The organism is Streptomyces tibetensis, assembly GCF_040647715.1.
GTDB classification, from domain to species: domain Bacteria; phylum Actinomycetota; class Actinomycetes; order Streptomycetales; family Streptomycetaceae; genus Streptomyces; species Streptomyces tibetensis_A.
In genome coordinates this window covers 1-12645 of the sequence record NZ_JBEZCR010000016.1, presented here as the reverse complement: position 1 = coordinate 12645, position 12645 = coordinate 1, and the positions used below count along the sequence as shown (strand labels likewise).

Below are 12645 nucleotides of genomic sequence, written 5' to 3'. Positions count from 1 at the left end.
CCCGTTTTTTTCGCACTGGAACCAACATGACCACTCTAGGCAGATGTCGGTTCCTGGGAAAAGATGTTTGCAGGGCTCTTGACGCAGCAATTGTTTCGCACCAAAAGTAAGTCCCGCCAGAGGACGAGCCGCCGCAGCGAGGGAGTCTCCCGATGACCATCGCCTCCAGCAGTCCGCCTTCACGTCTGCCCACGGGCGACGCGGCGGAGGCCAGCAGCAGGACCGGGCCGCGTCAGGGGGTGTCCGGCGAGGACCGGGGGGACGGCCGGCTGGCCGCGCTCTTCATCGCTCCGGCCCTGCTCGGCTTTCTGGTCTTCCTGCTCTGGCCGACACTGCGGGGCATCTATCTGAGCTTCACCCGCTTCAACCTGCTGACCCCGGCGGAGTGGGTGGGCCTGGACAACTACGTCCGCCTGGTCAATGACCCCATCTTCTGGGACTCCCTGTGGGTCACCGTCGAGTACGTCTTCATCAACATCGGCGTCCAGACGGTCGCGGCGCTCGCCATCGCCGTCCTGCTCCAGCGGCTGACCCAGTCGGCGATGCTGCGTGGGATCGTGCTGACGCCGTATCTGATGTCGAACGTCGTCGCCGGTCTGGTCTGGCTGTGGATCCTCGACACCCAGCTCGGCATCGGCAACGAGATCATCAGCGGCCTCGGCGTGGACCGCATCCCGTTCCTCGCCGACGAGACCTGGGCGATCCCCACGATCGCGCTCATCAACGTGTGGCGGCACGTCGGGTACACCGCCCTGCTGCTGTTCGCCGGCCTGCAGGCCATCCCGAACGACATGTACGAGGCGGCCCGGGTGGACGGCGCGAGCGAGTGGCGGATGTTCTGGCGGATCACCATGCCGCTGCTGCGGCCGGTGCTCGCGGTCGTGCTGATCATGACGGTGATCGGGTCGTTCCAGGTCTTCGACACCGTCGCCGTGACCACCGCCGGCGGCCCGGCGAACGCGACCAACGTCCTGCAGTACTACATCTACGGCTCGGCGTTCGGGCGCTTCCAGTTCGGCTACGCCTCGGCCATGTCCGTCGCACTGCTGGTCGTGCTGAGCGCGATCACCGTCCTGCAGTACCGGCTCACCCGGGCCGGCCGGACCGACCTCGGCTGACGGAAGGAGACACCGCCATGGCTGCCGTGACGACAACAGCGCCGACGACCCTGCGGCCGGTCCGGCGCAGGTTCCCCCTCGGGCGGGCCGCCGCCTGGACCGTGATGGGACTGATCGTCCTCATCACCCTGCTGCCGTTCTACTGGATCCTGCGCACCGCGCTGTCCACCAACGCGGGCCTGAGCGCCGACCCGACCGATCCGCTGCCGGTCGGCCTCACCACCAGCGGCTTCGAACGCGCCCTGGGGCTGCAGTCGGCCGAGGAGGCCGTCAAACAGGGCGGAGCCGGCGGCGGGCTCGACTTCTGGCGCTACCTGCTCAACTCGGTGCTGGTCTCGACCCTGATCACCGGATGCCAGATCTTCTTCTCCGCCATGGCCGCGTACGCCTTCTCGCGGCTGCGCTGGCGGGGCCGGGACAAGGTGTTCGGGCTGTTCCTGGCCGGGATGATGGTGCCGGCCATCTTCACGCTGCTGCCGAACTTCGTGCTCATCAAGCAGCTGCACCTGATCGACACGCTCCTCGGCATCGCGCTGCCCACCATGTTCATGACGCCGTTCGCGGTGTTCTTCCTGCGCCAGTTCTTCATGAACATCCCCAAGGAGGTCGAGGAGGCCGCGCTGCTCGACGGCGCAGGGAAGATCAAGATCTTCTTCCGGGTGGTCCTGCCGATGGCGTCCACGCCGATCATCACCCTGGGTGTGCTGACGTACATCACCTCCTGGAACGACTACTTCTGGCCGCTGATGGTCTCCTACAGCGACAGCTCGCGGGTGCTGACCGTGGCGCTCGCGGTCTTCCGGGCGCAGACGCCCGCGACCGGCGTCGACTGGTCCGGGCTCATGGCCGCGACGCTGATCGCCGCGCTGCCGATGCTGTTGCTGTTCGCCTGCTTCGCCCGCCGCATCGTCAGCTCCATCGGCTTCACCGGTATCAAGTAAGGGGACTGTGATGCGAATTCGACTTCGTCCGCTCGTCGCGGCGACCGGAGCGCTGGCGCTGTCCCTGGTCAGCGGATGCGCGCAGTCAGGCGCGGCCGGATCCTCTGCGAACACGGTCACGTACTGGTTGTGGGACGCCAACCAACTGCCCGCCTACCAGGCCTGCGCCAAGGGGTTCGAGAAGGAGAACCCCGGACTGCGGGTGAAAATCACGCAGTTGGGCTGGAGCGACTACTGGACCAAGCTCACCGCCGGGTTCATCGCGGGCACCCAGCCGGACGTGTTCACCGACCACATCCAGAACTTCGGCCAGTTCGCCGACCTGAAGGTCCTCGAACCGCTCGACGACCTCGGCATCGAGGACTCCGACTACCAGCCGGGCCTCGCCGCCAACTGGGTCGGCCAGGACGGGCACCGCTACGGCGCTCCGAAGGACTGGGACACCGTCGCGCTGTTCTACAACAGCAAGATGACCGAGCAGGCCGGTCTCGGCGCCGAGCAGCTCAACAGCCTCTCCTGGAACCCGAAGGACGGCGGCAGCTTCGAGAAGGCCATCGCCCACCTGACGATCGACAGGAACGGCAAGCGGGGCGACGAGCCGGGCTTCGACAGGAACAACGTCAAGGTGTACGGCATGGCCTCCAACGGCGGTGGGTTCGGCGACGGCCAGACCCAGTGGAGCAACTTCGCCGCCTCCGCCGGGTGGAGCTACCTCGACAAGCCGCGCTGGGGCACGAAGTACCAGTACGACAGCAAGACCTTCCAGTCGGTCATCCGGTGGTACTTCGGCCTGGCGAAGAAGGGCTACATGCCGCCGCTGTCCGACTACAACGTCCAGTCCAACCAGGCGAACACCCAGGTCGCGGCGGGCAAGGCGGCGACCGCGTTCGACGGTGCCTGGATGATCTCCACGTATGCCGGATTCAAGGGCAAGGACATCAAGACCGCCCTGACGCCGACCGGCCCGACCGGCAAGCGCGCCACGATGATGAACGGCCTCGCCGACTCCATCACCAAGGCATCCAAGAACAAGGCGGGCGCCCGCAAGTGGGTGGCGTACCTGGCCTCGGACCGCTGCCAGACCGTCGTCGGCAGGTCCGGCGTGGTCTTCCCCGCCACCCCGGCCGGGACCGAGGCGGCCGTCGCCGCCTACCGGAAGAAGGGCATCGACGTCTCGGCGTTCACCGAACCCGTGGCCGACAAGAAGGACTTCCGGACCTTCTCCTATCCGATCGCCAGCTACTCGGCGGACATGACGGCGCTGATGGCCCCCGCGATGGAGGACATCTACGGCAACGGCACACCCGTGAGCAGCCTCGACCAGACCAATGACCAGATCAACCTGATCCTCTCGCAGTGATCGTTTCGACCAGTGAAGGGCACGCCCCCATGACGTTCTCCCTCGGCATCGTCGGCGCCGGACAGTTCTCGGGCCAGTTCGCCACCCTGTTCCAGGCCCACCCCGGCGTCAGCGCCGTCTACGTCACCGACCTGCTGCCCGAGCGGGCCGAGCACCTCGCCTCCGCCCAGGGACTGGCGGGCACCTTCCCGTCCTACCAGGCCATGCTGGAGTCGGAGGACGTCGACGCCGTCGCGATCTTCACCCAGCGCTGGACGCACGGACCGCTGGTGCTCCAGGGCCTCAACGCCGGCAAGCACGTGTACTCCGCCGTCCCCATGGCCATCAGCACGGAGGAGATCGCGGCGATCATCGACGCGGTCAAGGCCACCGGGCTGACCTACATGATGGGCGAGACCAGCGAGTACAACCCGGCCACGGTCCACGCCCGCAACCAGATCGCCGAGGGCGCCTTCGGGCGGCTCTTCTACGCGGAGGGCGACTACGTCCACGACATGGACCTGGGGTTCTACGAGGCTTACCAGTACAGCGGCGGCGAGAACTGGAAGGCGACCGCAAGCTACCCCCCGCTGCTGTACCCGACGCACGCGGTCGGCGGGGTGCTGGGCGCCTGGAAGACGCACGCGGTGAGCGTGTCGGCGATCGGTGTCACCGACGACCGGGGCGACGGCGTCTTCGACAAGGACATCAGCCAGTTCGGCAACGACGTCTCCAACGCCACCGCGCTGTTCGAGGTGGCGGGCGGCGGCTCGTTCCGTACGAACGAGTTCCGGCGGGTCGGCTACCCCTCGCACATAAGGGAGTCACGCTTCCGCTTCTTCGGAACCGAGGCGAGCTTGGAGCAGCTCGCCACGGTCGCCCTGTGGCAGGACAAGCAGGGGGTGAAGGACATCAGCGAGCTGCTGGAGCCCAAGCCCACCATGGCGCCCGACGACCCCTCGCTGCAGCACATCGCGCCGGAGCTGCGGGCCGCCTTCACCTCCGGGTCGGCGCCGGTGCACGACCGGGCGCGGCTGCCGAGGGAGTTCGACCACCTCCACAACGGCCATGAGGGCAGCCACCACTTCCTGGTGGACGACTTCGTGACGGCGGTCAACGCCCGCACGCTGCCGCCGGTGAACGCCTGGGTGGCGGCCCGCTACACCCTGCCGGGCATCATCGCGCACGAGTCCGCGCGGCAGGGCGGGGTCAGGCTGGAGATCCCGGACTTCGGGGACGCGCCCCAGTAGGGGACTCCTGAGGCGAGCCGGGTGCCCGGTATCAGGTGCCCGGCTTGCGGCCGTAGACGAAGACGTCGTCGCCCTTCTTCAGCAGCGACCAGTACTTCTTGGCGTCGGTCGTCGTCATGTTGGTGCAGCCGTGCGAGCCCGGCGGGTTCCACATGCTGACGCCGACCGAGTGGAAGGCCTGGCCGCCGTCGAAGAACTGCGAGTAGGGCATCGGCACGTCGTAGATGGACGAGACGTGGTCGATGTCGCGCCAGTAGATCTTCTTCAGGCCGGTGCGGGTCTCGTACCCGTCGCGGCCGGTGCGGACCGGGACCGGGCCGTAGACGAGCTTCTTGCCGTCCTGGATCCAGCTGAGCTGGAGCGTCAGGTTCACGCAGGCGATCCGGCCCTTGTTCACCGGGCACTTGCCGTCCTTGTTGGGCGTCTTGCCGACGGCCTTCTGCTTCTGCATCAGGTCCATCACGCCCCAGGTGACCGAGCCGGCGTAGCCGATGTTCGGGGTGATGCCGTGCTTGGTCTGGAAGGCCTGGATGGCCTTGCAGTCGGCGGCGGACTGCTTGCCGTCGACCGGGCGGCCGAGGAACTTCTCCACCTTCTTCTGGTACGGGCCGGCCTGCGTGGTGCAGCTCGCCGCCTGGGCCGGTGCGGCCCCGAGCGCGAGCGTGAGCGGTGCCACCAGACCGGTGATCCCCAGTGCGACGGCGCTCCGTCTGCGTACGTCCCCCATGGCTGGTCCTGCCCTTTCGCGAAAGCGGTTCGGTGATGTCTGCCAGCTAGACGGACGAAGAACGCTTCCGGTTGTGCGGTCGGGCGCGCTGGGACGGAACAGTGACATACCCCACCGACGCAGAGCGGACATATGTGTACTCGATGGGAATTCGGGGTGCCGGATTTTCCGGCTCTTCCGCGTCAGCGGTAGCCGGTCGTGTCCGCCGGCTTGCCCGCGTCCTGGATCTCCACGAGGTAGCGCCAGGCGTCCGGGCGGCTGCCGTCGAGGTCGGTGAAGCCGTACACCTGGGCGAGTCCGCCGCTGGACAGCGAATGCCCGTTCCAGCGCGCCACGTCCTCGTCGCCGGCGAGCGCGGCCACGGCCCGGCCCACGTAGTGCGGGGTCTCGGAGATGGCGAAGTGCGGGACGCGTTCCAGGGCGTCGCGCCAGTTCTCCTCCCGCACTCCGAACTCGTCCAGCATCAGCTCCGAACGCAGCCAGCCGGGTGTGAGGGCGACGGCGGTGGCGCCGCGCGGGCCGAGCTCATGACCGAGGGCGAAGGCCATGCGCAGCACGGAGGCCTTGGCGAGGTCGTAGAAGAAGCTGACCCGGTAGTGCTCGGCGTTGTAGTCGGCGGTGCCGTCGGTGACCTCGACGACCAGGCCGCCGGGGTTGCGCAGCAGCAGGGGGAGGGCGTAGTGGCTGGTGACGGCGTGTGTCTCGACGGCGAGCCTCAGCAGCCGCAGACCGTTGTCGAGGTCGTGCTCCCAAAGAGGGGTGTCCCACCCGAAGAGCCTCTCGGCGCCCCAGATGTCGTTGACGAGGACGTCGAGGCGACCCTGCTCGTCCGCGATCTTGTCCACGAGAGCCCGGACCTGCGCCCGGTCGAGGTGGTCGGTGGGGACGGCGACGCCCTTGCCGCCGGCGGCGGTGACCAGGTCGGCGGTGTCCTCGATGGTCTCGGGCCGGTCGTACTCCGAGCGGCGGGCGCGGGTGGTGCGGCCGGTGACGTAGACCGTGGCGCCGGCCGCGCCGAGTTCCACGGCGATCCCGCGCCCGGCGCCCCTGGTCGCACCCGCGACCAGTGCGACCTTGTCCTGCAACGGAGCTGACATGTCCGGCCTCCCGTGACGGTGACTGATGGCGCCTTCAGCGTGACGGGTAAGCCGGACATCTTCTGTCGCCTTTTACCGGCGAGTCGGGGTCAGTGACCCCGGGCGATCCATTCCTCGAGGTGCGGGGCCTCCGCGCCGATGGTCGTGGAGTCGCCGTGGCCCGTGCGGACCGTCGTCCCGGGCGGCAGGGTGAGCAGCCGGTCGCGGATGGAGTCGATGATCGTCGGGAAGTGCGAGAAGGACCGGCCGGTGGCGCCGGGGCCGCCCTGGAAGAGGGTGTCGCCGGTGAAGACGGTGCCCAGTCCCGGGTCGTAGAGGCAGACCGCGCCGGGCGCGTGCCCCGGGGTGTGCAGGACCCTGAGGTCGGCGCCGCCGGCCTCGATCGTCTGGCCGTCGACCAGCCAGGCGTCCGGCTCGCGGTCCGGGTGGGTCTGCTTCCACAGCGGCAGGTCGTCGTGGTGCAGCCAGATGGTGGCGCCGGTGCGCTCGGCGAGGGCGGGAGCGGCGTCGATGTGGTCGTTGTGGGCGTGCGTGCACACGATGGCGGTGAGCCGGCGGTTCCCGACGGCCTCGGCGATGGCGTCGGCGTCGTGGGCGGCGTCGATGACGATCGCCTCGTGGTCGTCGCCGACGATCCACACGTTGTTGTCGACGTCCCAGGTGCCGCCGTCGAGGGTGAACTGCCCGGAGGTGACGAGGTGTTCGATGCGCGTGGTCATCACAGCACCACCACCGAGCGCAGCACGTCACCGTGATGCATCCGCTCGAAGGCCTTCTCGACCTCGTCGAGCTGGATCGTCTCGGTGACGAACGCGCCGAGGTCCAGGCGTCCCTGCAGATGCAGGTCGATCAGCATGGGGAAGTCACGGGAGGGCAGGCAGTCGCCGTACCAGCTCGACTTCAGGGACCCGCCGCGGCCGAAGACGTCGAGCAGCGGCAGTTCGAGCTTCATCTCGGGCGTGGGGACACCGACGAGGACGACCGTGCCCGCGAGGTCGCGGGCGTAGAAGGCCTGCTGGTACGTCTCGGGTCGGCCGACGGCCTCGATGACGACGTCGGCGCCGAAGCCGCCGGTGAGATCGCGGATCGCCTCGACCGGGTCGTTCTCGCGCGAGTTGACGGTGTGCGTGGCGCCCATGGAACGGGCGGTCTGAAGCTTGCGGTCGTCGATGTCGACGGCGATGATCGTCGCCGCTCCGGCCAGCCGCGATCCGGCGATCGCCGCGTCGCCGACCCCGCCGCAGCCGATGACGGCGACCGAGTCGCCCCGGCCCACGGTGCCGGTGTTGATCGCGGCGCCGATGCCGGCCATCACGCCGCAGCCCAGCAGCCCGGCCACCTGCGGGGCGACGCCCGGGTCGACCTTGGTGCACTGCCCCGCCGCGACCAGCGTCTTCTCCGCGAAGGCGCCGATGCCCAGGGCCGGGGACAGTTCCTGGCCGGTCGAGGCGAGGGTCATCTTCTGCTGCGCGTTGTGCGTGTCGAAGCAGTACCAGGGCCGCCCGCGCAGACAGGCCCTGCACTTCCCGCACACCGCACGCCAGTTGAGGATCACGAAGTCACCGGGCTCGACGTCGGTGACGCCGGGGCCGACCGCCTCGACCACGCCCGCCGCCTCGTGGCCGAGCAGGAACGGGAACTCGTCGTTGATGCCGCCCTGCTTGTAGTGCAGGTCGGTGTGGCACACCCCGCAGGCCTGCACCTGCACCACCGCTTCGCCCGGGCCGGGGTCGGGCACCACGACCGTCTCGATCCGCACCGGCTCGTCCTTGCCGGGTGCGATCACGCCGCGTACTTCCTGGGCCATGGTGCTGACTCCTTCGTCGGCCGGTGTCCGTTCCCTTCCGACCCTACGCGCGACTGATCGGCAAGGGGCGCGGATCGGCCACCCCGCTCCGCCCGGAATGCCGCGAAAGGGCAGGCCGCACGGGTCGGCGGCGACGTAGCCTGAACGCTCCGCCGACGCCGAGGGAGCGCCGTGAGCATCGCAGAGACCGAGACCGCCACCCCCGCCTGGCGGCAGCTCCTCGGATACGTACGGCCGCACCGCTGGTCCCTGATCACCGGCGCGCTGCTCTCACTGGTCACCGGGGCGACCGGGCTGCTGCTGCCGCTGGTGGCGCGGAACCTGATCGACGACCTGTCCCACGACCGGGCCATCACCGGTGCCGTGCTGGCGATGTCGGCCCTGGTCGTGGGCAACGCGGCGGTGGGCGCCCTGGGTTCGTACGTGCTGACGCGCACCGCCGAGTCGGTGGTGCTCGGTGCGCGGCGCGCCCTGTCGTCGTATCTGCTCCGGCTGCGGATCACCGCCGTGGACCGCAGCGAACCCGGTGACCTGATGGCCCGCATCACCTCCGACACGACGCTGCTGCGGGCGGTCACCACCGACTCGCTGGTCGGGCTCGGCACGGGCGGGCTCACGCTCGTCGCCACGGTCGTGATGATGGGCCTGGTGGACGCCGTGCTGCTGGGCGTCACCCTGGCCGTGATCCTGGGCGCGGGTGTGGTCCTCGGGGTGATCGTGCCGCGCATCAACAAGGCGAGCCGGCAGGCGCAGGACGCGGTGGGGGTCATGGGTTCCTCACTGGAGCGGGTCCTGGGCGCGCTGCGCACCGTGAAGGCGTCCGGCGCGGAACACCGGGAGGAACGGACGCTGCACGAGGCGGCGCAGGAGTCGTGGCGGCAGAGCGTGCGGGCCGCCAAGTGGTCGGCCGCCGCCGGGAACACGGCGGGGCTCTCCCTGCAGATCGCCTTCATCACGGTGCTCGCGGCGGGAGGCGCACGGGTCGCGACCGGCGCGATCGACGTGGGCACGCTGGTCGCGTTCCTGCTGTTCGTCTTCTACCTGATGTCGCCGATACAGCAGGTGGTCGGCGCCATCACCCAGTACCAGACCGGCGCCGCGGCCCTCACCCGCATCGAGGAGGCCCTGCGCCTGCCCGCCGAACCGGCAGCCGAGGCCGCCCCGCTGCCCTCCCCCGGCGCCGAGCCCGCCGCCCTCGCCTTCGACGACGTCCGCTTCCGCTACGCCGACGACCTGCCCTACGTCCACCACGGAGTGACGTTCACGGTGCCCGCGCAGGGCATGACGGCGTTCGTCGGCCCGTCCGGCGCCGGCAAGACCACCGTCTTCTCGCTGATCGAGCGGTTCTACGACCCCGAGTCCGGCGTGATCACACTGGACGGGCGGGACCTGAACGACTGGGAGCTGCCCCGGCTGCGTGCCGCGATCGGCTACGTGGAGCAGGACGCGCCGGTCCTGTCGGGCTCCCTGCGGGACAACCTGCTGCTGGGCCATCCGGAGGCGGACGAGGAGGCCCTCGCGCGGGTGCTCAAGACGACCCGTCTCGACGGTCTGGTGGCCCGGCTGCCCGGCGGCCTCGACACACTGGTCGGGCACCGCGGCACCAAGCTGTCCGGCGGTGAGCGCCAGCGCGTCGCCATCGCCCGCGCGTTGCTGCGCCGCCCCCGGCTGCTGCTGCTCGACGAGGCGACCTCGCAGCTGGACGCGGTGAACGAGGCGGCGCTGCGCGACACCGTCGCGGACGTGGCCCGGACGACCACGGTCCTCGTCGTGGCGCACCGGCTGTCCACGGTGACGATGGCCGACCGGATCGTGGTGATGGACGCGGGCCGGGTCCGTGCCGTCGGCACCCACCGTGAGCTCGTGACGGCCGATCCGCTCTACGCGGAGCTGGCGGCGACGCAGTTCCTCGCCACGGCGGACTGAGGTCAGGGCCCGCGTGAAGCCCGCTGTGCATGCTGCGCTTGCCGTGGCCGTCGGGCGGGAGGAGGCTCGGGAGTGAAGCCCTCGCCGCCCGCTGCCGAGCGGGTCGCGGCCCTTCGAAGGAGGTCCATCATGGGAACCGCAGCAGAGCCCGCCTTCGACGGAGAGACACTGCGCCGGGGCGTGGAAGGACAGCCGGACATCCTGCTCTCGCTCTACGCGGACGACGCGGAGTTGCGCATCGTCGACCACACCGCCCAGCCCAGCCATCCCAAGGTCCTGCACGGCCGGAACGAGATCGGCCGGATGCTGGAGGACGTCTACAGCCGGGACATGACGCACAAGGTGGAGCGGTGCGTCGTCCAGGGCGACGAGGCCGCCTACAGCGAGAGCTGTCAGTACGCGGACGGCGTGCGCGTCCTGTCCGAGTCCATGATCACGCTGCGCGACGGCAAGATTGCCGAGCAGACCCTGATCCAGGCCTGGGACGACTAGTCCAGGAGGAGAGGCACCGTCGGCATGACCGGGGTGTGATCAGCGCATCCAGGCGCTGTACGACATGACGTCGCCCTCCTCGACGCCGAACTCGGGCTCCGGGGCCGTGAGGGTGCTCTCCAGACCGAGGACGGCGCCGGTGGCCGGGTCCATGATCAACATGCGGCGGACGCCGCGCGAGTCGTTCACATAGGCCTGGCCGGGCCTGCCCAGCCGGTCGGTCACCTGCCCGGCCGGCCGCAGCCCCTCTGCGCCGGCCAGGAGCCGGGCGAGCGCCGCGCTCTCGCGTGCGCCGAGCGTCCAGTGGTCCAGCAGCGTCGCCGTGGCGTCGAGCAGTTCGGGCGTGGTCAGCGGGGTGTCGGTGAACTGGGACTCCGTCAGGTAGTCCCGCAGCCGGGCCGGGTCATGGGGCGGAGGCGACTGGGGCGGCGCGTCGCTCCAGCTCGGCGGGTACGTCCGGTCGAGCAGGACGTGGCGGTCGTGGACGAGCCGCGGCGTATCGCCCTCGTCGGACAGGACCGGGCTGCCCGGGTGTCTCGGGTCGGTCGCGACGACCAGTTCGGTGTGGCTGCCGTCGGGCCGCCAGCGCACGATGCGCTCCTGCGGCAGGGTGATCGGGGGCTTGTCGTCCGCCATCCCCAGGCTCCAGGACTGCACGTGCGTGCCCTTGCGGAGCCGGGGCGAGCCGTCGGCCGCCGCCTCGGCCGCCGCGCGGTCGGCCAGCCGGTCCAGGGGCAGGGGTGTGGAACCCGACTCGATCACCAGGGGGCGGGGCGCGGCTACCGCGGGTGCGGTGCTCGGACCGCTCAGTACGAAGGTGAGGGTCAGGGTCGTGACGACGGCACCGGCGACCAGCCCCCAGGCCAGCCGGGGCACCCACGCCGACCGGGACCGCGAGCGGGAACGGCCGGGCCCCGGCAGCAGCCGGTCCCGCAGACGACCGTGGGCTCCTTCCGGCCGCTGCCGAAGACGGCCGGAGGCCCCATCCGGCCCGTCGCGCAGCAGTTGTCGCAGTCTCCGCTCGGCGTTGTGGTCGAGGGGGCCGTCGCCGAAGTGGGGGCCGTCGGGCCGCACCGGGTCGACGCTGCGCAGCAGTTCGAGTTCGTCAGCCATGGCCGTGTTCCTTCGGTGCGGTCATGCAGGAGTGCTCGGCGATCGGGGGCTCGGGACGCAGCCGGCCGATCTCGGCTCTGAGCCGGCGCCGGGCCCGGTGCAGCCGCATGGCGGCGGCCCGGCTGCCGCAGCCGAGGGCGACGGCGACCTCGTCGACGCCGAGTTCCTCCCAGGCCGTCAGCCGCAGCACCTCCTGGTCGGCCGGGGAGAGCCGGGCGAGCGCCTCGTGCACCCAGCCGCCGGGCGGGTCGGCCTCCGGGCCCGCCGTGACGTGCCGTCCGTGCGCGGTGTCGTCGTTGCCGAGCCGGTCGACGAGCCGGCGGCGGCGTCCGTGGCCGCGTACCGCGTTGGCCAGACAGTTGCGTGCCACGCCGTACAGCCAGGGCAGCGCGGCGGCCGGGAGGTCGGCGCGGCGCCGCCAGGCGACCGTGAACACCTCCGCCACCACTTCCTCCACCTCGCCGGTCCGCCCGTCCAGTCGCCGTGCGACATAGCGGCTGACCGCCCAGTAGTGCTCGCGGTAGGCAGCGGCGAAGATCTCGTCGTTGCTCATGTCCCGTTCATGTCCGGCACCTTCTCGATCGTCACACCCGGTTTCGTGATTCTCGCCGCGTCGGTGAAGTGTGACCTCCCGGCGGGACGCGGACACAGGCGGGGCATGAGGCACCTCAAGTGGCTGACGACCACGGACCACAAGACGATCGGCACGCTGTACCTCGCCACGTCTTTCGCGTTCTTCATCATCGGTGGCGTGATGGCGCTGCTCATGCGCGCCGAGCTGGCCCGCCCGGGCCTGCAGATCATGTCGAACGAGCAGTTCAACCAGGCGTTCACG

General features: G+C 70.1%; 13 protein-coding genes. 7 read left to right on the top strand and 6 right to left on the bottom strand.

What is annotated here, in order from left to right:
• The first annotated feature begins 152 nt into the window (after positions 1-152).
• Genes AB0B29_RS33305 through AB0B29_RS33290 form a run of 4 tightly spaced genes read left to right on the top strand, consistent with a single transcriptional unit; the run spans position 153 to position 4648 of the window.
• Positions 153-1118, top strand: a complete 966-nt coding sequence (locus AB0B29_RS33305; protein ID WP_362245705.1) for a carbohydrate ABC transporter permease — start codon at positions 153-155, stop codon at positions 1116-1118.
• 17 nt (positions 1119-1135) lie between these two features.
• Entirely contained in the window at positions 1136-2059 is a 924-nt protein-coding gene (locus AB0B29_RS33300; protein ID WP_362245703.1) for a carbohydrate ABC transporter permease, read from the top strand.
• Positions 2060-2069: 10 nt separating this feature from the next.
• Complete coding sequence (locus tag AB0B29_RS33295; RefSeq protein WP_362245701.1) at positions 2070-3419, top strand: ABC transporter substrate-binding protein; 1350 nt, start codon at positions 2070-2072, stop codon at positions 3417-3419.
• A gap of 29 nt (positions 3420-3448) precedes the next feature.
• Complete coding sequence (locus AB0B29_RS33290) at positions 3449-4648, top strand: Gfo/Idh/MocA family protein (protein WP_362245699.1); 1200 nt, start codon at positions 3449-3451, stop codon at positions 4646-4648.
• Positions 4649-4679: 31 nt separating this feature from the next.
• Here AB0B29_RS33290 and AB0B29_RS33285 read toward each other — a convergent pair whose 3' ends face one another.
• The 4 genes from AB0B29_RS33285 to AB0B29_RS33270 form a co-directional block, all read right to left on the bottom strand.
• Positions 4680-5375 (bottom strand): L,D-transpeptidase family protein, encoded by a 696-nt coding sequence (locus AB0B29_RS33285; RefSeq protein WP_362245698.1) that lies wholly within the window; start codon positions 5373-5375, stop codon positions 4680-4682.
• A 182-nt stretch (positions 5376-5557) separates the two neighbouring features.
• Positions 5558-6472, bottom strand: a complete 915-nt coding sequence (locus AB0B29_RS33280; protein ID WP_362245696.1) for an SDR family oxidoreductase — start codon at positions 6470-6472, stop codon at positions 5558-5560.
• 89 nt (positions 6473-6561) lie between these two features.
• The gene (locus AB0B29_RS33275; RefSeq protein ID WP_362245694.1) at positions 6562-7191 is read right to left on the bottom strand and encodes an MBL fold metallo-hydrolase; all 630 of its coding nucleotides are present in this window, start codon (positions 7189-7191) and stop codon (positions 6562-6564) included.
• Positions 7191-8279 (bottom strand): S-(hydroxymethyl)mycothiol dehydrogenase, encoded by a 1089-nt coding sequence (locus tag AB0B29_RS33270; protein ID WP_362245692.1) that lies wholly within the window; start codon positions 8277-8279, stop codon positions 7191-7193. Before AB0B29_RS33270 ends, AB0B29_RS33275 begins: the two co-directional genes overlap by 1 nt.
• Positions 8280-8450: 171 nt before the next feature.
• On the opposite strand from AB0B29_RS33270, the gene AB0B29_RS33265 reads away from it, so the two are divergent.
• Complete coding sequence (locus AB0B29_RS33265) at positions 8451-10205, top strand: ABC transporter ATP-binding protein (protein ID WP_362245690.1); 1755 nt, start codon at positions 8451-8453, stop codon at positions 10203-10205.
• A 129-nt stretch (positions 10206-10334) separates the two neighbouring features.
• A complete protein-coding gene (locus AB0B29_RS33260; protein WP_362245688.1) occupies positions 10335-10697 on the top strand; it encodes a nuclear transport factor 2 family protein in 363 nt (120 codons plus the stop codon).
• Positions 10698-10736: 39 nt separating this feature from the next.
• Here the strand turns inward: AB0B29_RS33260 and AB0B29_RS33255 are convergent, their stop codons facing one another.
• Positions 10737-11810, bottom strand: coding sequence for a CU044_5270 family protein (locus tag AB0B29_RS33255; RefSeq protein ID WP_362245686.1), 1074 nt, complete (start codon positions 11808-11810; stop codon positions 10737-10739).
• The gene (locus AB0B29_RS33250) at positions 11803-12363 is read right to left on the bottom strand and encodes an RNA polymerase sigma factor (protein ID WP_362245684.1); all 561 of its coding nucleotides are present in this window, start codon (positions 12361-12363) and stop codon (positions 11803-11805) included. The genes AB0B29_RS33255 and AB0B29_RS33250 overlap by 8 nt, the downstream gene beginning before the upstream one ends.
• 9 nt (positions 12364-12372) lie before the next feature.
• On the opposite strand from AB0B29_RS33250, the gene AB0B29_RS33245 reads away from it, so the two are divergent.
• Positions 12373-12645 (top strand): cbb3-type cytochrome c oxidase subunit I (locus AB0B29_RS33245; RefSeq protein ID WP_436845934.1); only part of this gene is annotated, 273 nt, incomplete at its 3' end.